Annotated in this window: 19 protein-coding genes; 7 read left to right on the top strand and 12 right to left on the bottom strand. The window is 46.7% G+C overall.

What is annotated here, in order from left to right:
- The first annotated feature begins 105 nt into the window (after positions 1–105).
- Complete coding sequence (locus MYF79_RS12855; protein ID WP_247814257.1) at positions 106–1,455, top strand: DNA/RNA non-specific endonuclease; 1,350 nt, start codon at positions 106–108, stop codon at positions 1,453–1,455.
- 96 nt (positions 1,456–1,551) lie between these two features.
- Here the strand turns inward: MYF79_RS12855 and MYF79_RS12850 are convergent, their stop codons facing one another.
- On the bottom strand, positions 1,552–2,952 hold the full coding sequence (locus tag MYF79_RS12850) for a right-handed parallel beta-helix repeat-containing protein (RefSeq protein ID WP_247814256.1): 1,401 nt from the start codon (positions 2,950–2,952) through the stop codon (positions 1,552–1,554).
- 949 nt (positions 2,953–3,901) lie between these two features.
- Here MYF79_RS12850 and MYF79_RS12845 point away from each other — a divergent pair.
- Complete coding sequence (locus MYF79_RS12845) at positions 3,902–4,321, top strand: immunity 22 family protein (protein WP_247814255.1); 420 nt, start codon at positions 3,902–3,904, stop codon at positions 4,319–4,321.
- 97 nt (positions 4,322–4,418) lie between these two features.
- Here MYF79_RS12845 and MYF79_RS12840 read toward each other — a convergent pair whose 3' ends face one another.
- From MYF79_RS12840 to MYF79_RS12830, 3 genes are all read right to left on the bottom strand, one after another.
- Complete coding sequence (locus MYF79_RS12840) at positions 4,419–5,435, bottom strand: cytochrome d ubiquinol oxidase subunit II (protein ID WP_247814254.1); 1,017 nt, start codon at positions 5,433–5,435, stop codon at positions 4,419–4,421.
- 11 nt (positions 5,436–5,446) lie between these two features.
- Positions 5,447–6,766 (bottom strand): cytochrome ubiquinol oxidase subunit I, encoded by a 1,320-nt coding sequence (locus MYF79_RS12835; protein WP_247814253.1) that lies wholly within the window; start codon positions 6,764–6,766, stop codon positions 5,447–5,449.
- 115 nt (positions 6,767–6,881) lie between these two features.
- Positions 6,882–7,412, bottom strand: coding sequence for an isoprenylcysteine carboxyl methyltransferase family protein (locus MYF79_RS12830; protein ID WP_247814252.1), 531 nt, complete (start codon positions 7,410–7,412; stop codon positions 6,882–6,884).
- A gap of 354 nt (positions 7,413–7,766) precedes the next feature.
- Between MYF79_RS12830 and MYF79_RS12825 the strand changes: the two genes are divergently transcribed.
- The gene (locus tag MYF79_RS12825) at positions 7,767–10,025 is read left to right on the top strand and encodes a sugar-binding domain-containing protein (RefSeq protein WP_247814251.1); all 2,259 of its coding nucleotides are present in this window, start codon (positions 7,767–7,769) and stop codon (positions 10,023–10,025) included.
- A 118-nt stretch (positions 10,026–10,143) separates the two neighbouring features.
- On the opposite strand, the gene MYF79_RS12820 is transcribed toward MYF79_RS12825, so the two are convergent.
- The 3 genes from MYF79_RS12820 to MYF79_RS12810 all read right to left on the bottom strand — a co-directional run bounded on the left by MYF79_RS12820 (position 10,144) and on the right by MYF79_RS12810 (position 13,250).
- The gene (locus MYF79_RS12820; protein WP_247814250.1) at positions 10,144–11,484 is read right to left on the bottom strand and encodes a DEAD/DEAH box helicase; all 1,341 of its coding nucleotides are present in this window, start codon (positions 11,482–11,484) and stop codon (positions 10,144–10,146) included.
- Between the two features lie 63 nt (positions 11,485–11,547).
- The gene (locus MYF79_RS12815; RefSeq protein ID WP_247814249.1) at positions 11,548–11,973 is read right to left on the bottom strand and encodes a hypothetical protein; all 426 of its coding nucleotides are present in this window, start codon (positions 11,971–11,973) and stop codon (positions 11,548–11,550) included.
- Between the two features lie 377 nt (positions 11,974–12,350).
- Positions 12,351–13,250, bottom strand: coding sequence for a glycerophosphodiester phosphodiesterase family protein (locus tag MYF79_RS12810; protein WP_247814248.1), 900 nt, complete (start codon positions 13,248–13,250; stop codon positions 12,351–12,353).
- 202 nt (positions 13,251–13,452) lie between these two features.
- Here MYF79_RS12810 and MYF79_RS12805 point away from each other — a divergent pair, with 202 nt between their 5' ends.
- Positions 13,453–14,103 (top strand): hypothetical protein, encoded by a 651-nt coding sequence (locus MYF79_RS12805; RefSeq protein WP_247814247.1) that lies wholly within the window; start codon positions 13,453–13,455, stop codon positions 14,101–14,103.
- Between the two features lie 171 nt (positions 14,104–14,274).
- Here the strand turns inward: MYF79_RS12805 and MYF79_RS12800 are convergent, their stop codons facing one another.
- The 3 genes from MYF79_RS12800 to MYF79_RS12790 all read right to left on the bottom strand — a co-directional run bounded on the left by MYF79_RS12800 (position 14,275) and on the right by MYF79_RS12790 (position 17,621).
- Positions 14,275–15,198: a c-type cytochrome gene (locus MYF79_RS12800; RefSeq protein WP_247814246.1), complete on the bottom strand. Its 924-nt coding sequence runs from the start codon at positions 15,196–15,198 to the stop codon at positions 14,275–14,277.
- 17 nt (positions 15,199–15,215) lie between these two features.
- On the bottom strand, positions 15,216–15,920 hold the full coding sequence (locus MYF79_RS12795; protein WP_247814245.1) for a hypothetical protein: 705 nt from the start codon (positions 15,918–15,920) through the stop codon (positions 15,216–15,218).
- A 357-nt stretch (positions 15,921–16,277) separates the two neighbouring features.
- Positions 16,278–17,621: an alpha-L-fucosidase gene (locus tag MYF79_RS12790; protein ID WP_247814244.1), complete on the bottom strand. Its 1,344-nt coding sequence runs from the start codon at positions 17,619–17,621 to the stop codon at positions 16,278–16,280.
- Positions 17,622–17,852: 231 nt separating this feature from the next.
- Between MYF79_RS12790 and MYF79_RS12785 the strand changes: the two genes are divergently transcribed.
- From MYF79_RS12785 to MYF79_RS12775, 3 genes are all read left to right on the top strand, one after another.
- Positions 17,853–18,761, top strand: coding sequence for a lysophospholipid acyltransferase family protein (locus MYF79_RS12785; protein ID WP_247814243.1), 909 nt, complete (start codon positions 17,853–17,855; stop codon positions 18,759–18,761).
- Between the two features lie 55 nt (positions 18,762–18,816).
- Positions 18,817–19,827, top strand: a complete 1,011-nt coding sequence (locus tag MYF79_RS12780; RefSeq protein WP_247814242.1) for a fatty acid desaturase family protein — start codon at positions 18,817–18,819, stop codon at positions 19,825–19,827.
- Positions 19,828–20,142: 315 nt separating this feature from the next.
- The gene (locus tag MYF79_RS12775) at positions 20,143–21,816 is read left to right on the top strand and encodes a C25 family cysteine peptidase (RefSeq protein WP_247814241.1); all 1,674 of its coding nucleotides are present in this window, start codon (positions 20,143–20,145) and stop codon (positions 21,814–21,816) included.
- Positions 21,817–21,967: 151 nt separating this feature from the next.
- Here the strand turns inward: MYF79_RS12775 and MYF79_RS12770 are convergent, their stop codons facing one another.
- Both MYF79_RS12770 and MYF79_RS12765 read right to left on the bottom strand, forming a co-directional pair.
- The gene (locus MYF79_RS12770) at positions 21,968–23,137 is read right to left on the bottom strand and encodes a hypothetical protein (protein WP_247814240.1); all 1,170 of its coding nucleotides are present in this window, start codon (positions 23,135–23,137) and stop codon (positions 21,968–21,970) included.
- Complete coding sequence (locus tag MYF79_RS12765; protein WP_247814239.1) at positions 23,134–24,111, bottom strand: DUF2157 domain-containing protein; 978 nt, start codon at positions 24,109–24,111, stop codon at positions 23,134–23,136. Before MYF79_RS12765 ends, MYF79_RS12770 begins: the two co-directional genes overlap by 4 nt.
- Positions 24,112–24,152: the final 41 nt, after the last annotated feature.

The following is a 24,152-nucleotide window of genomic DNA, read 5'->3' as shown; positions in this document are numbered from 1 at the left end:
TGAGCAACTTCCGTCTAATATTATTTTATTGAAAACTAATACAAAACTGATCCCTATTGCCGGCAGTATATCTACCTTTAGAACAGTCACAAAACTCAAATCACCATGAAAACCCTTTCCCCGCGGCTGCTATTGATAGCAGTCATTTCCTTCACTATTGCATCCTGTACAAAAGAAGAGATCACGCCACGTCCGGCGCCACCCGTAAAAGGTGTGGTAAATGAGGTAACTGCGGCGACTGTGTCTCTCTCTGAAGATTTTGAATCGGGCACTAAAACTGCGTACGCTGCCGCCAACGTAATCCTTGGTAGCGGTAGCTGGTATTTCAATGATGCGCTTATCGGCAATCTGTCAACAGATGTAAAAACCGGCGCAGCTGCTGCCCGTATCCGAAATACCGGATCTCTCACCATGAACTTCAATGCCTCCGGCGCCAACACCATCACCATTTCGCACGCGGTATTTGGCACTGACGGAAGCAGTACCTGGCAGCTGTGGATCTCCACTGATGGTGGCAGCACTTACACACAGACAGGCAGCACCGTTACAACATCTTCGACAAGCCTGCAAACGGCAACCTTCACCCTCAGTGTAACAGGCAACATCCGCTTATCCATCCGTAAAGTATCCGGTGGCAGCAACCGTATCAACATTGACAACATTAGCATCAGTACGGGCACTTCCGGTGGTGGTGGCACGCCAGGCGACGACAGTCACCTGTTGCTCGGCAATCCGAGTGGAGCTGTGAGCAGTACCTCCTACTCTACCAACTACCTGATGGATCAGACATATTACATAGAGTCATACAATAGTGTCAGAGGAACCCCTAATTGGGTAAGCTGGCATATCAGCAGTTCCGATCTGGGAAGTGCGCCACGCCAGGACGATTTCAGAGCTAATACCAGCCTGCCTTCGGGATGGTACCAGGTAGGCGCCACCAGTTATTCGGGCAGTGGTTTTGACAGGGGGCATAATTGTCCGTCGGGCGACAGAACATCGACCGTTACAGCCAATTCTTCCACCTTCCTGATGACCAACATGATCCCACAGGCGCCACAGAATAATCAGCAGACATGGAATAACCTGGAAATCTATACCCGCTCGCTCGTAACAGCAGGCAATGAAGTATATGTAATAATGGGGAGCTATGGCACCGGTGGTACCGGGAGTAACGGTGGTACAACAACCACTATAGACAATGGTCATGTAACAGTACCATCCAATGTCTGGAAAGTAATTGTCGTTATCGCGAACGGCAATAATGACCTTAGCCGTATCAGCTCTTCTACACGGGTGATCGCGGTAAATACGCCCAACATCAACAGCATAGGAACAGACTGGAAAAACTACCGTACCAGTGTAGATGCGATAGAAGCCGCAACCGGCTATGATCTCTTGTCTAACGTGCCCGCCAGCATCCAGCAGGTAGTGGAAGCACAGGTAGACAACCAATAATAACAGGAAAAAAATACGGATTAGCATCATGGAGAACATGGCAGGGACTATTTCCCGCAGCACTTCAATCATGATGCTAATCCGTAATTGTGCACTCTAGTATAATTTCACATACCCGGATGTGTAACCACTTGTGAGCGTCTTGTTGGTGATCTGGTAATAGTTAGTAGCAGTGGTACCGGAAGCCGCTACAGTAGCGAACTTAAAGTTTGCCAGTGTGCCCGTGCCTTCAGACACTACCGCACCATTCTCCAGATAGATATAATACTTAGGATAGATTGTGCCAACGCCTTTCAGCGGAGCAATGAACACGTTACCGTTTACAATGTTCTTGCCTGTCTGACCAGTATAGCCATTGATACGCAGGTTGTTACCACCTGTGTTGGCCACTGTGTTGTTCAGGAATTGTACAGCAGCACCTGCAGCTCCTCTCATACTCACACCATCACCTATGTTATCAGCAAACAGGTTGTTTTTGATAATGTGATTGGTGCCGGAACCGTAGAACTGGCACAATTCACCCCAGCCATTGCGAACAATGTTGTCGTGTGTGTAAGTGCCCATTGTACGTCCTCCGATCAGGATACCGCCATTGTGTGCAGAATTGTGCTGTGTAGCCCAGTTGGTCACCGTGTTGGAATAGATCTCCACGTTGTCCATCGCAGCTGTCTGAATACCATCCAGACCACTGTTGGATACAATGTTGCTGTAAATCTTTACACCATTCCATTTGATTGGCTGTACATACTTGTGACCAGCAACCATACCTGATGTAGTACCATAGTAAGGCACACCGGCTGTAAGGTCCCAATAGGTGGCAGTATGCCCCAGGTACATCGCTTCATTCCTGGTATTGTTGATGGAAATACCATGAATGCTCAGGTTATACATGGTAGAATTAGGATATACAGATAATGCATCAGTACTAACAGGCTCTGTCTTCGCTACGATACCGGTACCACCATTGTTGATGCTCAGGTTGTAGATCTCGAAGTTGTCAGTATGATTGCCCAGGTGAATGTTGAAATAGGCCTCTCTTGCAGTCGTGGTAGAACCATTGATCACAAAATAAGCTTTACCATTCGGACTACCCAGTTTAATGTAATGGCAATTAGAAAAATCAAATGCACATGGATAACCTCCTCCTGCCCAGGCAGGATCCCCAAAATAGGAAACGGAGCCTGATGGGTTCTGGAAAGTAATAGGAGCAGATGCTGTTCCGCTCATGTTAGAAATGAAAACCGCTTTAAAGGTCCCCTTCAAAATGATAACGTCACCTGGTTTATAAGTTCCTGTCGAATTGTTTATAACCAATCTTCCGTATGCATCCGGTACTAATGTAAATGTCCTTCCTGTTGTGGTGGTGACACTTGTTGCTGAATTCCCGATCGTCTTATCAATGCTTTCATCTGCTTCTTTCTTACATCCTACAATAAACGAAAGGAGTGCTGCTGCGGCAATAAGCGTATGCCGGCGGTAGTCATGTCTGATTTTCATGGTTTTTCTATAATGTTATGGTCATGCAAGCCGCGTTCTTGCATATTCCCCCTGCAAGCGGCCTAGCGATATGGTTTAAATATTAAAATTTCCCTTAATGTTGTTTTACTCTGGATTTTCTCTAAAAATTGGCAATTCTTCTCTGCAATGCATTTAACTTATAACAATACCCCCTTTTTTTTTAAAAGTTTTCAAAAAACAAGCAAAAGTACTTTCTCCAAAACGAGGGCGAAGTTAAAATATTATACGTGTAATAAAACTTTTTTTTCGCCTCAAAAGCCAGACTATCAATATCTAATATACAAAATAAATATACGTAAATTTTCTTAATGTGTTAATTTATTATAAAATAAATCTGGCTGATAAAAAATAGACCGGTCAGTTTATAACGGGCAAGAATATATTTAAAATCAGCCTTTTTCTAACGGCAAAGTGCCTCATTAATCACGCTTTCTTCTAACGGTAAAGAATATACAATAGAAATATTTAATGCATAACTAAGATCCATATATAAGTCACTACGGGGTACTTGTATTCCCCGAATATTCATTTTCCCGGGGTTGTTGCCTCCGGCTGCAAACACGCCCCGCAGCGACATTCTCCCGCGCTACAAACGCGTCCCGGGGTTGTCAACCCGCGCTACAAACGCGGTGGCTCCTAACGGAGCCTCAGGAAACCTGCTATGCGGAGAATGCCCACATTGGTTTACTGTTTATCTCATATCCAACTGCTCATTTATCTGCAGTAAGCGGCAGCAATATTTACATTCTTGCATGTTCATTGCCCCATCCCACTGTAAAAACACGTTTAATGTACCGGTTCCCTGCAACACATAAAGCACTGGTAAAGAACAGCTAACACATCTGGAACCGTTTTTGCAAGCACTACAATATAACCGGCAATGAAGCTGTTTTTTAATATCTTTTTAACAAGGCAAAACATATTTATTATGACTACGAAAGCACAATATGTTGTTGCAGTTTGGCTGGCTAATTTTAACCATGAGAAAGAACTGCATAATTACCTGGAAGTGACGTATGATGAAGACGGCAACAGTCAATCGGGATTCGGCAACGCTGTAGGCCTGGATTTCGACAGCGACTTCCTGGAGCATGCCTCTTTTACCCATACAATGAAACCTGAAGAGATCATCAGTGGTGTTTCGTTCAGTGAATACTTTAAACACGATCTCACACCATTGATCAATCATGATTCATTATCGGCGCACAATACAATTATATTCCTGTATGGCAAACAGGATATATACGGCACTATCAACGAGCATATATTCTCCCTGGTCAACATGCCACGCAAGCAGTTGCCCTTCAGTTTTATTGGTACTGTAAAGTTTGAGATCGAAAACCAGTAAGCTGGTTGTAAAAGACGGTAATAGCAAGAGAGCCTGCATCTATTGATACAGGCTCTCTTTATTTTGATGGTGACAAGTCACCTATCCGGGACCGAAACTAATGCCATTCTCCTTTATTCTTCTGGAAACTATAGATCAGGTAAAACAGGGCCGGCAGGATAAACACACTGCCCAGCAACAAAGCCATACCCAAAGACCATATCGTTTTCTCCTGCCCTGCATGTTCCATCAGGGAAAGATACTGCCCTCCTTTCAGGATCACGATATTAGGGTAATGACGCAGGGTGATAGCCAACAGGATCATGGTAACCTGGAACCCTGCCAATACGCGGATAATATAGACCTTCCCCTTCTTTAACAGCAGGTACCACAACAATATCAGTGAGAGTATTGCCGCGGTCAGCGCCGCCACGCCTACGGCATTGTCAAAGAGCCATTCGTCCAGCGGGATGTCTTCTGCATGCGCAGCCCAGAACACCAATGCACCGAATACTACAGCTGCTACATTCATCTGTTTGGCCTTGCGTATAAAACGGATACGGCTGGCATCATCTCTTGTTTCACCTATGATGAAGATAGCTGCCAGGTAACCGCAAATAGCTACTGTAAAAAAGCCCACCATTACCGAAAACCAGTTTAACCAGCTGAAGATATAAGCCGAAAGAAAATCCGCCGCTCCTGTATCTATCCTGCCAGATACGGCACTCGCTGCAATCACTCCCAGGAAGAATGGCGTCACAAAGCTGGAATACACAAAGATCCTGTTATATACCTTTTGCATATTGTCTACCACAGCATCATAGTGCCTGAAAGTAAAAGCCGTTCCCCTGGCGATGATACCAAATAACATGATGACCAGCGGAATATGCAGATGCGTGGACACCGTGGTATATATTTCCGGAAAACCTACAAACAACACCACGATAGCGATGATCAGCCACATGTGGTTGGCCTCCCATACCGGGCCTATGGCCTGGTACATGGTGGTACGCGTATATTGCTTGTTCTTGCTGGATGTAAATAATTCAATAATACCTGCTCCAAAGTCTGCACCACCCAGTAATATGTATAATAAAATGGCTGCCCATAAAAATGCGATCACTACGTAAATCATGACACTGAATTTTAAACTGAGGGTGAAACATCATACAACTTATCCACCATTTTTATCTGCCGGTACAGCAGGAATGTTACGATCAGCGACAGCGAAATATACACTGCTGTGAATATATAGAAGGAGTACACAATGCCTGGCATTGGCGTTACCGCATCTGCGGTTCGCATGATACCATTAATGATCCAGGGTTGACGTCCCACCTCCGTTACTGTCCATCCTGCTTCCACGGCAATAAATCCCATCGGTGTTGCCAGCACAAACAGGCGTAACAACCAGTTATGCCGCAGCCAGCTGCGCTTTTTCCAGATCGCCACAAAATAACACAGGGATATGGCCAGCATCAGCATACCTAAACCTACCATCACCTGGAAAGCATAGTGCGTAATGGCTACCGGCGGCTGATCCTGTTCGGGAATTTTGTCCAGTCCAGTAACAGGTGTCCGGAAGTCGCTATGCACCATGAAACTGAGCATACCAGGTAGTTTAAGTGCGTATTTAACTTCCTTCGCCTTACTGTCAGGTATACCACCTACAATGAGCGGTGCAGCTGCCTCTGTATGAAAATGCGCCTCCATGGCGGCCAGCTTGGCTGGTTGCCTCTTAGCCACATCCTTTGCAGAAATATCTCCGCTAAGAGGTTGCAACAAGGCAGCCACGCAGGCGAAAACAGCCGCTATCCTGAACGATTGCATATGAAAACGCACATTCTTTTTCCTGAGGATCATCAGCGCATGAATACCTGCTACAGCAAACCCCGTGGCCGCAAAGGCAGCAATACACATATGCAGCGCCTGCGAGAACCAGGCATCATTAAACATGGCCCTGATCGGATCTATGTTCAGGTATTGCCCGTTTACATAATCGAAGCCAGCCGGACTGTTCATCCATGCATTGGCTGCAACGACCAGTATGCCGGATACCAGCCCGCTCACACCTACTACCACACCGGTGAACCAGTGGAACCATTTATTGAACCGTCCCCACCCATACAGGAAAAAACCTAACGCGATCGCCTCAATGAAAAAAGCCGTTCCCTCCAGCGAAAACGGCATACCAAATATCGGCCCTGCATGCTTCATGAACTCCGGCCATAACAGGCCCAGTTCAAAAGAAAGCACCGTACCCGATACCGCTCCCGTGGCAAAAAAGATAGCCACTCCCTTACTCCATGCCTTCGTGATATTCCTGTATACAACATCGTTGGTCCTGAGCCAGTAAAAATGCGCAACGGCCATGAAAAAGGGCATCACCATCCCTATACAGGAGAATACGATATGAAACCCTAATGATAACGCCATCTGCGACCTGGCAGCTATAAAATCATCCATCAGTACATTCAATTTACGCCTCAAAACTACTAAATACAGAACAGGCGACTATGACAAATATCATTTCGTCATAAACAGACATAAAAAAGGCGCTGTTTGCATCAGCGCCTTTATATTAATAATCGTTAAACTGCAACTTCATTACCTTCTCTTCTTCCCGTATCCTGGTAAGCAGGGGGACCAGGTAAATGGCCATTCCAATTACCAATGTTATCCACGCATGAAAGAGCAATGCAAAGCCCACCAGCTCGGGCAACACACTGAGATAATAGTTAGGATGCCTCACCAGCCTGAATAAGGCCGACTTGTTGATGGTATGATAATCCGCCGGTGCAATGATCAGTTTCAGTGTCCAGATATGCCGTAAAGAATAGATCACATAATACAGAACAACAACAGCCGCTGCAAAGACTGCCAATCCCAGATAACTGATACCGTCGTAAAAGAATGCGCCTTTCATAGTGCCTTCGGTAATACAGGCCAGGTAAAACAGCACGTGCGCAACTATCAGCAGCAGGGAATTCCGCTTGCCATACTCCACAGCGCCCATTTTTTTGAGCTTGCGCTCGTTAATACCGGAAATGACACTGCTGATAAGACGTAAAAGCACGGTTAGAAAAAATACGGTCAGGATAATGGTCTTCATGAGTAACTTATACTTTTATATTGCAAATTAGTATAATTCCGCAGAAACAAGCAGGCTGATTCATCTATACCGGCGCCCTCAGGGATGATATCCGTACTATCAGCACCAGCGCATTTCAGGTATGTTACCGTTTATCGCAAACGCCTTGCCTGGCAAGTATGCATATGGCATCTGAAGGACCTGCGTTCTCAATGAACAGATTAAGGAGAGATCATATTCGGGAGGGAATAGTGTTACCATTTAATGGCCAGTGCAACCACGGGATATTCTGACCGGCCAATATAACACCTGCACTGCGGCAGCATTGCCGCATGGTCAGTTATATTGCCTGACTTAAACCACCTGCACTTTATAATGAAACGTTTCGGAAAAACCCTTTTGCTATCAGGCCTCTCCTGCTTACTTTATGCCGGCAGTCATGGCCAGTCCTCCTGGAAAATGCAGCCCGTAGCCATACAGACCCGCTGGGCCAGTCAGGTCAATCCTGCGAAAGTATTACCTGAATATCCCCGTCCACAGATGGTGCGTGAACAATGGGTTAACCTGAATGGTTTATGGCAATATGCCATTACTGACCAGGCGGCACAACAACCTTCCTCCTTTGATGGTGAGATCCTTGTTCCCTTTCCCGTAGAATCGGCCTTATCAGGCGTCAAAAAGCCCGTTTTACCCAATCAGCGGCTCTGGTACAAACGCAGCTTCGAGCGCCCTGCCACCAAAGAAGGAGAAAGGGTATTGCTACATTTCGGCGCAGTGGACTGGCAAACGAAGGTATATGTGAACGGCAAAGAAGCAGGCCGGCATACCGGCGGATACCAGCACTTCTCCTTCGACATCACTCCCCTGCTCGTCAGTGGCCGGAATGAACTGGTCGCAGCCGTCTACGATCCTACTGATCAGGGGCCTAATCCCCACGGGAAACAGGTACTTGCTCCCAAAGGCATCCGCTATACAGCCACTACCGGCATCTGGCAGACGGTATGGCTGGAAACCGTTCCGGCTGTTGCCATCACCGGCCTGGTGATCACTCCGGAAGTGGATGAAGGATACCTGTCGCTTACTGTTAACACCTCAGGCGATACAGATTATACAATCGAAACTATAGCCGGTACCGCTGGTAAAATGGCAGGTTCTGTAAAAGGCCCTGCTAATCAGCCATTGAAACTTCCGCTGCGTAATGCGCACCTCTGGAGCCCGGAAGATCCCTTTCTCTATGATCTCTCTGTTAAACTGGTGAAAAACGGAGCAGTAAAAGATAAAGTGTCATCCTATTTCGGTATGCGCAAAATTGAAGTAAAGAAGGACGACACAGGACAGGAACGCATTTTCCTTAACAACAAATACACCTACAATCTCGGTGTGCTGGACCAGGGATTCTGGCCGGACGGGATCTATACTGCCCCTACCGATGAAGCCCTCCGCTTTGACATTGCGGCCATCAAAGGAATGGGGTTTAATACTATCCGCAAGCATATCAAAATAGAACCGGCCCGCTGGTACTACCATGCAGACAAGCTGGGGATGCTGGTATGGCAGGACATGGTCACCTGCGCCAGCCTGGAACCCGATGCCAGGGCAGCTTTTGAAACTGAAAACCAGGCCAATGTGGACCAGCTGTACAACCATCCTTCTATCATTTGCTGGGTATTGTTCAATGAAGGATGGTATACTTATGATCAGTCCCGTCTTACACAATGGTTACAGGAAAGGGACCATACACGGCTTATCAACGGCCATACCGGTGAGAACTATGGCAAGGACGGTCCGCAGGACCTTGCCGGCAAATGGGCCAACAGCGACCTTGCCGATATACACGATTATCCCGGTCCGGGAATCGCCCCGGCCCTGCCGGGCAAAGCCAGGGTGCTTGGAGAATGGGGCGGTGTAGGGGTTCCTGTAAAAGGACATCAATGGAATGCAGCCGCAGGATGGGGCTATGTCAAAATCACCCCTTCCGAGATGATCGACAAGTACACTTCCATGGTGAAACGTCTCAAGACCTACGAAACTGCCGGACAGTCTGGCTCCATTTACACCGAACCATTTGATGTGGAGATAGAAGAAAACGGCCTGATCACCTACGACAGGGAAGTCATAAAGGTGCCCCTCGAAACCTTACGCCGGATCCATGCCCCTTTTACGGCCCAGGAACGCAGTAAAATGCTGCTGCCTGCCCTTGCATTAAAAAATGCAGATACGACGTCCATCCCAGATCCACATCGCCGGCAATTCCTGGCGTTACTGGAAATGGATGCCGATGTAAAGAAGACAGGGAACTATCAGGCACTGACCGATACCCTGAGCGATTACCTCAGTAAAGGCGGCACCAGCTTCTCACCGGCAAAGATCAGCAGCATAGCAAAGAAGGTTTTTGAAGGAACGAATGATACGAGCCTGCTGCAGCAGGCGTTAAAATGGATGGAAAAAGCGGTGGACATGGAAAGAAATTCCTTTACGATGAGTACTTATGCAAACCTATTATACAAACTGGGTAAGCGGGAAGAGGCATTGAAATGGATGGATAAGGCAGTTGTACTGGCGCCTGAAAGTGAACAACCCGACTACCAGGTGGTAATGGATAAAATGCAGAAAGGCGAAAATACGTGGCCATAACATACACCAATTCACTATAAGAAAGGGCCTGTCCGTTGTATAGACAGGCCCTTTTTTCCCGGGTTCCTGATGTATTAGGAATCCTTTATGCGCTTATAAGGACGTTCACATCCTGTTTTTATCTTTTCCGTTTAGGCTTCGCTCCTCTCGTTTTGGGCTTGCCATACTTCAGCTTCATTTTATCTGCGTGAGAGATCTTCACGTTTACCTTTTTGTTCTTCGCCAACTTCTCGTGGAAGGCCGGTCCGGCTTCTTCCCTGGAAGGCAGTTTTATCAGGAAGTTCTTCATCTTCACTTCCGGCTTTTCATCATCTGTCAGTACATCAGAGATCACGAGGTCTTCCGGCAGGGGTAATATAGGGATCTGGTAATTCATCAACGCCTCTATCTTTTCCTGGCGTTCTCTTTCCCTGTCTGCAATGAAGATGATAGCGTTACCGTCTTTATCAGCGCGGCCCGTTCTACCGATACGATGCAAATAGCTTTCGGGTATTTCCGGCGTATCAAAATTGATAACGTGCGATACTTCCGCAATGTCAAGCCCCCTGGCGATAATATCTGTAGCAATGATAAACCTGTAGGTGCCGTCTTTGAACTTTTTCACCGTGTTAAAACGATGGTTCTGTTCTTTATTGGAGTGGATCACACCCGCCTTTTCAGGATATTTGGCTTCCAGCTGTTCATAGAGCTCATTGGCCATTTCCTTTGTAGCTACGAATATCAGCACTTTCGTCATAGAACTGTCCCTTTCCAGCAATAGCTCCAGCAGGTTCACTTTTGTATAGAAATTGGGAACGTGGTAGCCTGTCTGGCTGATGTTTTTCAGCGGAGTACCTACAGGGGCCGCTTCTACGGTCACCGGGAAATTAAAATTGGTCTCGATCAACTGCTCCACTTCCTCGGTAATAGTGGCTGAGAATAGTAAATTCTGCCGCTTTACCGGCAGCAGGTCAAGTATATGCTGGATCTGCGGACGGAAGCCCAGGTTCAGCATCTCATCCATTTCATCTATCACAACCCGCTTGATGGCCTTTAGTTTTAGCGTACCACTCAATACAATATCCACCAGGCGCCCTGGCGTAGCTACGACCACATCCAGTTTACCAGCCGCAATTTCCATCTGCGGATTCATATTCACGCCTCCGTAAAAGCCCGCAACTTCCACACTCATATAGGGCGTCAGCTGTTTTACAGCGTCTACCACCTGCACTACCAGCTCACGGGTAGGCACCACGATCAGGAGTTGCGGAAAACGTTCTTTGGAAAATTTAAACTGTCGCAGGCAGGGCAGCAGGTACGCAAAAGTTTTCCCTGTACCGGTCTGGGCTATTCCACATACATCCTTCCCAGACATCACCACTGAAAACACCTTCTGTTGGATGACGGTAGGCGTTGTATACCCCAGATCACTCAACGCGTTCAATAAAGGTCTGCTCAGGTTTAATTCGTCAAAAGTCATAATTCAGATAAAAATGAACGGCAAAGGTACTGCTAATCCTGCACATTCATTATTGGGCGGGCATTATCTGTCAAAACGGAGCCAGGAAGGGAGGTAATCTTCCAGGAAGGCCGTCCCCGCTTTGGCGCGGAGCATAGGGCTTAATATCTGCAAAACCAGGAGGAGGCCAATTGTCATAGCCAGGGTAATGCCACAGAATAGCCAGGCAGGTATTTCCCTGGCATAGAGATACATATTCCATTCCTGCGTATTCATCAGCAGAAATACCACTGCGCCTGCTGCATAGGCAAAGATCACTGTAAGCACCGATTTGATGAACCGCAGCCAGTAATGGTCTTCTTTGGAGGACAGCAGCTCCGCAAGGTTCAGCACCAACAATACCAGGCTGAGACCATAGGTGAAAATGTGTTCCTGGTAAATAGTTTTCCTGTCTGCCTCCAGCAGACTGCTCTTGAAACCTAAGTATAAGATATTGTTGGGAATCATCATTGTTAACCAGTAGATTACGCCAAAACACACAACAATGCCGATATAAGGAAGAAACCCGCGGAATGCCATTAAAGAATTATTTAATACAAATATATAAACTTAAAGATATATATGTACCCCATCCATCCTTTAGTTATGCAGAATTTATCCCGATTGTCGGCCGCCAACTCACCTTTTTTGTGGAAACAATATATAAAGCATGAAAATCAATTATTTACCCTGGTCTTTCATGTAAAAAGCGCCTGTATCAAAGTGAAATGGCCCCAAGTCAGACGCTTTTATGGCCATTCACCTTGGATACAGGCGCTTTTATCCGGATACCTTGCCGACGCCAGGGGCTTTCAGAAAGTGTTATGTTAATGTATTCTCTTTAAGATTTATTTCTGCTGATAACTTCCCGCCACCTTTACCAGTCTGTCGGGATAATCGGAAATAATCCCATCTACCTGGAGGGACATCATCTTTTCCATATCGCTTACTTCATTCACCGTCCACGGTAAAACCTGCACTTTTTTATCATGAGCCTCCTTTACCAGCTCGGGTGTAACCAACAGATAATAAGGACTATAAACAGCAGGTGTAAATCCGAGTTTCTCCAGGTTAGCGGCAAAAGTTTCCTTATTCATGATCAGTAGCGCCAGCGTTTGTTTCGGGTCTGTCTTGTGGATCACCTGCAACGTACGTACGTCGAAAGATTGTATGGTTACCCTGTCAGCGATCTTCTTTTTCTTGATCACATCCATGACCATTCGGGCAAACACGTCTGGCTTAGGATGGTATTTGTCATCGCCATCAGGGGAACATTTTGTTTCAATATTGTAATATACCGGCTTCAGGTGATGCTTTTTCACATAGGCTTCCACGCTATCGATCAGATCTGCCAGCAGCGGCTTGTATACTTTCATCTTTGCCTGCTCCGGAAATTGCGGGTATGGTTTTGTACCGACGTCAAATTTACGGATGCTATCATAGGTCATCGTGTACAATGCATACTGCTTCTCCTCCTCCTTCGTAATATCAGTACCGTCAGGTTTCCGGATAAATGCAGCAGACATGTACACATCGTGAGACACGACCACCTTGTTATCTGAAGAGATCACACAGTCCAGTTCCAATGTTCTTACACCAAGATCAACGGCGTGCAGCATGGCGGGAATAGTATTCTCCGGCATTAAACCTCTTCCACCCCGATGTGCCTGTACATCTGTTTTCTGCTGGGCGCAAGCATGTGCAGCAACTATTATCATTGCTATCTGTAAAAGAAAAGTACGTTTCATTATAATCCTGTTATGCAAGGCAAGTTGGTATTTAAAAGAAGAAAACCGAAATTATCTTAATGTTAAGAGAATTCTAAGATAATTTTCTGTGGGCTTATTTTGGCATATAAAATATCCTTATTTTTGAGTCCGCTATTTTTTTATAGCACACTTTCTCTTCAATTCCCCTGTCGAACATTTATTGATTGTTAATTTTCTTGTAATGGGGAATAAATCTTTTTATGATCTCGACTATATTATTGAGATCAATGAACAACGGCTGGAGCAGTATGCAAATCTTCACCAGAAGAGTGTCGATCGCTTTACGACACTACTTGTGATCTATTCTGCATTTTGCATTTTCCTGGTACCGATCATTCAGACTTTATTTTTTAGCACGGAGCAATATCACTGGTCATACTATTGCTCATTTTATTTGTTCTGTGTTCTTTCCGGTGTTTCCGTTGTTAATTCAGTTCTGCTTTTATCACCGGAAGCGTTGTATGTTCTAATTGCCCCTAGTGTATATTATACAAGGATTAAGCAAATATTTGAAAAAAAGGGCATTCCCTCTATTCAAACTGACACCATCATAAAAACCTATTACATCATGGAACTTGAAAAAGCCGTTGTTGCAAGCAGGTTAAAACTGAATCGCAAAACATCATTCTACAATTGGGCGTTCCGGTTTGCAATCATGGCTTGCATCCCTTACCTGCACTGCATTTGGATGGAAATAAATTCTGAAAAAAAGACCATTCTTAAAAAAGAAGCAATTAATAATTTAAGTAGTTTTACTAAAACCAATCATATATGTGGTGGAAGAGAAAACCAAAATACAAGGAAATCGATGATGTCCTGGTCGATCATCTGAAATATGGCTTTCCAGGAGGAGTACATCCAAGAGACATGATACCAGTAGATTGCATACGAGCTAAAATGTATCCATGGGGGATTGTAGAAGATAAGTTCCAACCCAAGCCTTTTTATGACATTATACTCGAGCAAATGGAGGAACAGGAAAGAAATAACCGTACTTAAGCGGTTATTTCTTTTTCTTCCTGCTCTGTACAATCGGCCCAAATGGCCCATACTTATGCTGTATAACAGAAAACGTATCAGGGAAAGGCCCTGTCGCCACATCCACAGGTTTAGTTGATAACAGTGGCCAGTCACCTTCAAATGCCTTCACCGGCCTCAACTGCGAATTTACATACGCCGCTACATCCCAGGCTTCCTCTTCACTAAGATATGCATTTCCGAAAGGCATATTTGCCTTGACAAATCCTGCTAATTTTGTCAGCCTGAAAATGCCCGCGCCCGTATTATAGCTATGTATTCCCCACAAAGGCGGATACAAATAATTTATACCGGATGAATCATATTTTCCACTTCCGTCGCGGCCATGACATTGCACACATTCGCGTTCAAAGATCATTTTGCCCTTTATTGTATCAGCCGCCCTTGGCAGGTATGGTAATTCCTTAATGCCACTGCCGGGAGGCCTATGCCCTTTGGCGATATCCTTTCCGACCCATTTTATATAGGCTATCATCGCCCTCATTTCGCGGCTGTTGCTATCCAATGCAGTGCCATTCAGGCTTCTGATCAGGCAATCATTGATCTTTTTTTCCAGCGACTCTACCATTCCGCTACGTTCCCTGAAACGGGGATAATTTGCTGCTGCCGCTGCATAGTTATTCCCGAGAAATTTAGTACCTGCTTCAAGGTGACAATTCTGGCAATTCATGCCATTACTGATATTGGCGATCTTGCCTTCCGGCCCCAGGTAAACAGCAGTACGGGCTATGAGTTCCCGGCCATATAATACCAGCTCACCCGCAGCGGTATGAGAAATGTCTGCAGTATCGGGAGGTGTCCAATATGCCTTATCATTCCTGCAGGCTATGGGCATAAGAACCACCGTTACTGTCCAGAAGATGAACAGCATCATCACAACAAGTCGCATAGGTGATGATTAACGGATCAACCGGCGAAACAATATGCGCAGTTCTTTTCCTGTGCGCGGCTGATGGCCCATATGCCGGATGGTACTATCTGTATACCAGGTAAGAGACCTCCGATCCATTCTTTTTTAATTTCTTCCGCCTGCCCGCCCGTTTGTTGTGCTACAATAGCGCTGTAGACTGTCAGCGCCATATTGCAGACGCCAAACATTACACCACTATCCTGCAATTCGTTAATCCCGATAGCCACATTCCCGATGCCGGGAACGCTAAAATCGCCTGCTTTCGGCTGCCAGAAGGGATTCCTTGTTGCAGGAGCTTTCGTGAGCGGATCCTGCGCCTTGAATACTTCGCCGAACTTATACTTCGCCCACAGTTCATCTTTCATGGCGTAAGGAATAGCATTGTGCCGTAATACGACCACCACGCCACAGTCTTTTTCAGGTACACCTGTTGCCTCATTCGTTAACAGGAATACCTTCGCCCATGCGAACGGGAATATTTCATGTGGCTCCGGCACATCCAGTACGAGGCGATGTTTTCCCTTGATCTTGTTGATCCAGGCTTCCGGATCCTCGCCACCCAATGTAACAGGGCTTGCCGGCGTTGCCGCATACAGCGGTAAGGCCCCTAATGATGGTAAACTTAATGCAGTTGCACCCAGCATCATTTTACCCAGAAAGTCACGACGGTTCGTGAACAGCGCTTTGTCTGTGTTTTCCATATCATCAGCATTTAGATAACTCCTGTTGTGGCAAAACGATAACATAGCTGCTTGGGGTACAGGCTACATTGCTTTTCTGAAATACGGTTGGTTACATGTGAAGTGTCAGGATAGATGTGATTATCAGTTAAGACAAAAGTAGGGAACTTTGAGTAAACTAAAAATATTTTGGCAAGCCGGATCAAGTCCGCCAGCTGTATCCTTTGAGAGATTACCTCAACAACTATATGTCATGGCCAAACTGAAGAGACTGATCAATGCCCCCGGTACACCGCGTATACGCTATACAGATAGTTGCAGGAATTCCCCGCAGGACTACAGACTTGTAAATGTAGTCCTGCGGGAATATGCCTTTTGCTATTTAGCACCATCAATTGTGCTCTGTTTATAGCTCGCCGTCACCGGCCGGTATTTTACATTTTCGATCTTTATCACCACGGGGTTTGGCCACTTCCTGTCAGTATAGAAACGTTGTCCGTTCACAGCGCTGATCAGCAGCCCCACTGGTGTTGACTGGGAATAAATGCCTGCATCAAAGCCTTCCTTATACTCCACCAGCTCACTGGCATACCCAAGGATGGACACTTTGGTCTGGGGTGTACCCTCCAGTGTACGGATCACCAGGTCCTTTCTTTCCCCGTATTTCCAGTCTTTGCCTCCCGGTACAAACGCGTACACGGTACTGGTATCCTTTCCGCGGGTGAACCATATATTGCCTTCCCTTGCAATATGCCAGGGTCTTACCCCCTGTACCGCCTCTCCGTTAGCCAGGTTCCAGAGTGCCAGTTCGCGCAGCAGGGCCTCCTGTTCTATCTGGATCTCTCCATCGGGTTTGGGCCCCACATTCAGCAATAGGTTCCCTCCCTTGGCGCGGGTCTCTATCAGCATATTGATCATTTCTGTTCCTGATTTCTGCGGATCATTGGTCGGTTTGTACTGCCAGTCGGTCCCCATTGTAAAACAGGCCTCCCAGGGGCCGGGCATAATGGCATCCGGCAGCTCCTGCTCCGGCGTGTTCATTTGTCCGCGGGTCACCACAATATCCGGCTGCAGTTCCCAGGCGTATTCTTTCAGTCCTTCTGCCGGACCGTCAAAGAAGATAAAATCGATCTTCCCGTAATTGGTCAGCAACTCTTTCAGTTGCGACTTGTCGTAGGCCATCAGACCGGGGTTCTTTTCCGGGAAATGCTGTGGTAACTGCATTCTGCCGATAGGTATCTTATGCTTGTAGAGGTAATAGAAGTCTTCGGGCGAGAAATAGACGCCAATAGCGATCCCCTGTTTGCGGAAGGCATCAAAGATGGCGCGGGTCGCATCTTTTTTGAAAGGGGTGTTCATGATGTTGAAAGGCGTCGTTTTGGTATCCCACATACAGAAGCCGGCATGATGTTTAGCTGTGAAAACAATATACTTCATGCCTGCCAGCTTAGCCAGTACTGCCCAGTCGTCCGGGTTGAACTTATGCGGATTGAATGTTTTGGGCAGTTCCGTGGTAAAACGCTCCAGGTAATCGTCGGAAGCACCCGCCATGGAATGGCTGATCACAGCGCCTACCTGTACGTCCACGCTCCAGTGAATGAACATTCCCAGTCCGAGGTCCATAAACCATTTCTCTTTCGCAGGATCATTGGCCGTTTTTTGTGCGCTGGCACTGATACACATGGCCAGGCCGAACACTGCCAGTAAAATTCGTCTCAACATATTTTGGTCGCATTTGCGTGAGCGATAATAATACAGAGAAATGCCAGCAAATACAAGCAAAATCGGGTATGCGGATAGGGGTCGGGACGGGAATATTCGTCAATGATACAATTGAAACCTGGTTCCGATACAATTGAAACTCAGTTTCGGTATAATTGACACTCATTTTTACTGCATATACAACTAAAATGCATTGTTTTATATTAATTTTTAATTTGTAATTTTGAACCAATGCTGACTTATTATATCGTACTACCGTTTATCTATCTTATATCCCTGTTACCATTCCCGTTATTTTACGGTGTTTGTGATGTGATGTTCCTTTTGCTGTATTATGTAATTGGTTACCGTAAGAAGGTAGTACTTCAAAACCTGCAAAACGCTTTCCCGGATAAGTCTCCGCAGGAGATTGAAAAGATCCGCCGCCGGTTTTACCGTTATTTCTGCGATCTGCTGCTGGAAACGTTCAAGACACTGACCATTTCCCGTGCCGCCGCCATCAGGCGCTGCAAACTCACACCGGAAGCACAGGCCCTGTTTGACCGCTATGCAGCCGAAAACAAAAGCATTATGATCGTGATGGGGCATTATGGCAACTGGGAGTGGGCAGGTAATACTTTCAGCCTCCAGGGGAAACACCACCTCTATGTGGTATACCACCCCCTCAGCAATAAATATTTCAACGGACTGATGTACCGCATGCGTACCCGTTTCGGTACAGGCCTCATTAGTATGAAAGATACTTTCCGCGATATGGTAGCGCACAAAAGCGAACTGGATGCTACTGCTTTTATAGCCGACCAGACACCTGCACCAAACAGCGCTTACTGGACCAATTTCCTGCACCAGGATACACCTGTTTTCCAGGGCACCGAGAAGATTGCCCGTAAAATGAACTATCCGGTAGTGTATGTGCGGGTACAGCGCGTAAAACGCGGTTATTACGAGATCTCCGCACGTACGCTCTTTGACCAGCCGGCGGCTACCAAAGACGGAGAGATCACCACAGCTCATACCCAGGCATTGGAACATGATATCTGCGCTCATCCCGAGTTCTGGCTCTGGAGTCACAGAAGATGGAAACATAGACGGCCAGAGGCGGCAAAACAACCTGCTGAGCAGCAGATAGCCACCGCCTGACAGACAAAACCTATCCTATACCTTATTACACCTACACATATTACTTACAGAACCAATGCTAACAGGAAAACAACTGATCCTTGCCACAAAACCATATGCGAAAGAGACCCGCTGGAAAAGCTGGTATTATACCCTTTCCACCGCGGTGATACTGGCCGGACTTTTTGCAGGCACTGCCTTCCTTCCCTGGCTGTTTTTACGCATTCTTTGCAGTATACTGTCCGGGTTGGTGATCGTCCGGATGTTCGTGATCTATCATGACTACCAGCATCACACTATTCTTTATCAATCAAGGGCAGCCAAATTGCTGTTCAGCGCCTTTGGCGTGTTTATACTGGCTCCTGCCAGCATCTGGAAGCGCTCGCACGACTATCATCATGCGCACAATTCCAAGCTGTTCACGGCCAGCATTGGTTCCTTTCCGATCATGACACAGCAGAAATTCCTGGAATCGACTCCTGCAGAAAGACGTTCTTACCTGGCTGCCCGCCACCCGGTCACCATCCTGTTCGGATATATCAGCATGTTCATGGTGGGTATGAGCCTGCGTTCCTTTACCAGCAGCCCTTCCCGGCATATGGATTCCCTGCTGGCCCTGGTATTGCATTTCGCTGCCGGTACGCTGCTGTTTATTTTTATGGGCTGGCTCAGCCTGCTCCTGCTGCTTATCATACCATTTTTCATCGCCTGTGCTATTGGCGCTTACCTATTTTACGCACAGCATAATTTTCCCGGCGTAACCTTCCGGGACAAGGAAGGATGGTGTCATGACACTGCTGCTATGGCGTCTTCCAGCTATATGCTGATGAGCCCTTTCTGGAATTGGGTAACCGGCAATATTGGCTATCATCATATTCACCACCTGAATTCCCGTATACCTTTTTACCGCCTGCCGGAGGCAATGGCGGCTATTCCCGAACTACAACAGGCCAAAACCACTTCACTGTCGCCCAGGGCTATTGCAGCATGCCTGAAACTGAAGATCTGGAGCCCTGAGGTCAATAAAATGATCACCATCAGGCAGTTAAAAATGCGACCTGCGCCTGTGCGCGCAATGGCTGTCTGATGACATTTTTTATGAAACAGCTATCCGCGATAGGGTTTCAATAGTGTATGTATTCGGTACCAATGGCCTGACAATGGCCTAAACTTACGTACATCTTACGTTCAGGACGTAAGATGTACGTAAGTTTAGGCCATTGGTACTATAGTGATACCGGACTGGTGCCGGGAGGATATTGGCTATTTGGCTTCCCTCAACGTCTGCAGTTCAATTTCAATTCGCGTATAAATACGCTGAAATCAGGTATTTTCTACCCAACAGCTTACATTTCAGCATCTTACCTTTGTCTTCATCGTTAACACCCCAAAGCACCCCAAAATGTCAAAAGAAAAGAAAAACCAGGCATCAGCAGATGAAAGGCGGGCACTTGCGGAGCTGCAACATATCCGTACGCAGGTCGTACAGGACAGGACCATTTTCAACCTTGAAGCAGTAGGCCGTAAGTATAAACTCGGGCAGGCGTATAAAAGTGTCCGGAACCTGCGACTGACTGACAAAGACAACATACAACTACAAACCTACAACGACTACCTGTCGCGCTACAAGCATTTCCTGGAGCTGAAACCCCTTATTGAGGAAAAGCCCCGGCCTTCCTACCCGGCGGGAGAAAGCTACCTGAATAGCTATAATAAAGTTCGTTATACCCACGGCAAGGTACTGGTGATGGTACATGCTGATATCTTCGAAAAGGTACAGGACCGCATTCACCGCTATGTGCTGGACCTGGGCAGGGACGGCTTCTGGGCCACTATTCACGTGGTACAGGGAGGTAAACCCGCCTATATCAGGAACTACATCCGCGATAAAGCCCCTACAGGCGTCGTAATGGTAGGCGCTATTCCGGTGGCATGGTTTGAAATGGATGACGATTTCTATGGCGCACATGCTGAATTCCCCTGCGATTTGTTCTACATGGACACCAATGGTACCTGGACAGATCCTGACGGAAATGGCAGGTATAATGCAGTAAGCGGCAATGTTACACCCGAGATCTGGGTAGGACGTATCTGGACGCCTACCGCCGGCGGTAATGATGTGGCGCTGATCAACAACTACTTTGACCGCAATCACCTGTTTCGTATGGGCGCCCTGGGGCATTCCCGCTCCGCGCTGGCATATGTGGAAGACGACTGGACAGGGTTTGATGATTGTGAGATGGACCTGATGACTCCTTCTGCCTATATCACCAAATACACCAATCCCGACATTACAGATGCTGACCTGTACAAAACAGAGATCAACAAGACCCGTTCCTTTGTACAGTTATGCTCCCATTCCTCTCCCTATGTACATTCCTTCCGTGTTCCCGCGGCAGGTACTACAGAATGGATCGACAGGTCCTATTTCAGGGATGAACATTGTCCGAACGCCAATTTCTTTAACCTGTTCTGCTGCAGCACTGCGCGCTTCACAGAAAATGATTACCTCGGCGGATGGTACATCTTTGACAAGAAGGGCGGAGAAACGAACATGGGGCTAACGGTAATTGGCAGCACTAAAACAGGCTCTATGCTGTTCTTTGCAGACTTCTATGAGCCTATCGGCAAAGGTAGCTGCATAGGTGCAGCGCTCACACAGTGGTGGCAGGCCCGGGGTGCGGATCACGACCTGGGTGAAAGACAGTGGTTCTATGGTATAAGTATTCTGGGAGATCCTACCCTCGCCTGGTGGAAAGGCGCAGTACCTGGATTACAGGACCCTGCTGATGGAGCAGTGTTCAATCACTATCCACGCACCATGACCTTCCGCTGGGCGCCGGTAAATATACCGGGAGTAACCTACTCACTGGAAGTAGACGCCTTTGGCGCTATTACTGGCGGCCAATGGGCAGCTGAATCATTCCGCAGCTTAAGCGTATACCACAACATTACAGGCACCTCCTTCAATCACAATTCCGTAGGTGCACAACCAGGGCGTTGGCGGGTGAGGGCCAAAGTAGGCGACCGCTATTGCTCCTGGTCTGAATGGTCTTATTTCCGGTTCACCGTCTGACGATACACCACAAAACACATAAGCATCGGGAAAACTCCAAAGTAAAAATAAGCGCTGAACATCGTTTAAATGACTACCTGATTCAATCAGGTACCCAGAAAAATGAGGGTGTATTGCACTTTGATACACCCTTATTTCATTCGATATCTTTTTAAAAATCGCCCGAAGCGCCACCGCCACCACCTGAGCCACCGCCAAACTCCAGCTGATCCGGCCGGGGAGCAGCAGCATGGCTCATGGTTTGCGCAATGATCAGTGATTCTATCTGTATAGCTTCCATAGCATGTCTTTCATCAGATGATGCCGCTGTGAAACCATGACGCGGTGTTTTAAGATAACGGATCAATGCGTAAGCAATGCCTATCATCACAAGGCCTCCCAGTGTCATCGCTACTTCAAGCGGCGCCACACTGTGATAATAACGAATGGTATACACGATACCGGCAATCAGCAAAAGTCCTACACAGATCAATATCCTGTCTTTCTTCCGGATACCTGCATAGATGTATAGCAATGGTAATGTGACGGTCAGTATCCAGAAGAACCATCCTCCCGGAATATCCTGGCCTGCCTGCAGGTCCAGCCCGAACATTTCATTACTTACTTCTCTCACTACGAAATAATTCCCTCCCAGGTACAGTGTGATCAGGGCACAGACCTGCAGCATCTGCAGGCATTTTTTATAATGCCGGTAAGTACGTACCGCAATAAGTTTTACTGAAAGAAAATACACACCTGCCGAAGCCAGCATGATGATAAAAGGAATGATCAGCTTTGCTATGTTACCCATTTGCACAGCGCCGGAAAAAAGAAGACCCAGTAGCGATAAATGCGCTACAATACTCATACTGACATCCGCGAAGCGCAATACAAAAAAGAGCGACAATATGAGCGCGGCGAAGCACCATACCCAGAGAGGCGCGTCTGCGTCGGTTGCAATGCCTAGTGCCGTAAGTAAAAAAATACCCGCTCCCCATATCAAAGCTGCATCAGCTCCCGATTTGTAGTGTCTCTTTTCACGTATCATATATTCAGCCAGCGCATAAGACCCGCCGCCAAAAAGTAAACACAGGACGGTAAATGCACTCTCTCCTCCTGACATAGATAAGAGGCAGAAAAAACCGAAAGAAAACAACAGGATAATGACTGTCAGGATAAAAATGCCGATACGCATATAGGGATTAGGCGTATAAAGATTCACCGGGTGGGCCGCAGTAATAGCATTATACTCCTCAGCGGTAATACAATCTGCCTCCTGTGCCATTTCCGCCTGCTCCTGGATATACAGGTTGTCCAATGACTGACTATTATATGCGATCATGCTTTTTTCAGTTTTTTGTTAAGGTTAATCAACAGTACAATAGCGCCGATGCCAGACATGATAAAATACAATAGTCCGGCGTATATTCCACCTTCTGATCGTGTATCCATCAACAATCTGACCACCATAAAGCTCAGTCCTATGTATGCATATAGTGTAATGATCAATATGAAATAGAAAGATCTCTGCTTCATAGCCTGGCTGTAAAAGAACACAGTTGCAGCAATGAGCAAGAGGAACCATAATCCATATTGCCCGTCGTATGCGGCAAACATGCCAGCAAGGTTAGCGATGAGAAAAATATGTGTACCAAAGTTACTGTAGGTAAATGCAAAATGCGCTTTGAACCGTAAACGGCTACTCAGCAGAGCGGCTACTATCAGTAAAGCACCCAGCACCAGTCCTGTGTATATAAGTGTATAGCTGGAGAAATCGTTGGCGCTTAACAACTGAAGCGGCGTTACCGTTACTCCCATCCAGGCGGCCAGATTGGTCACTGCCATACTCAATACACCCAGGTGATCAAAGTAATAAGCGGAAAAAAACAATACCAGCATCGGGATGAAAGTGGCGGCGCCATACCTGGTACCGAATACATTGTATTGCACCTGGAGGTAAGTGATGAAGGTGATCAGCAGCAAACATCCCAGCAGCAGGATATAATCGAAAAAGCTGTTCGGCGCAGGTACTTTCTCTGCTGAGAAAGGTAACTTGTGACGGAAACTATAATAAAAGCAACCGCCACAAGCTAATGCGATCGCCAGCAGAATGACCTGGTGGCCTATTGTATCGATATTCTTATATACCAGTATCCCCAGGCCTCCGCTTAGTAATAAAACGCCCAGGTACAGGATGGTCTTGAGCTCCCAGTGGACAGAGAAAAGCCTTTTTGCTGTGATGGTGCGTACTTTTTCTGCTGATGCAGCGGAAATAGTCCCCTCTTTTTGAAGTTGTTCAAACAAATCAATATCCATAACATTCGAAATGATGCGAAAAAGTATAACAATAAGTTCAC

It is taken from the genome of Chitinophaga filiformis (assembly GCF_023100805.1).
GTDB classification, from domain to species: Bacteria; Bacteroidota; Bacteroidia; order Chitinophagales; family Chitinophagaceae; genus Chitinophaga; species Chitinophaga filiformis_B.
This window is presented reverse-complemented; position numbering and strand designations above follow the sequence as displayed.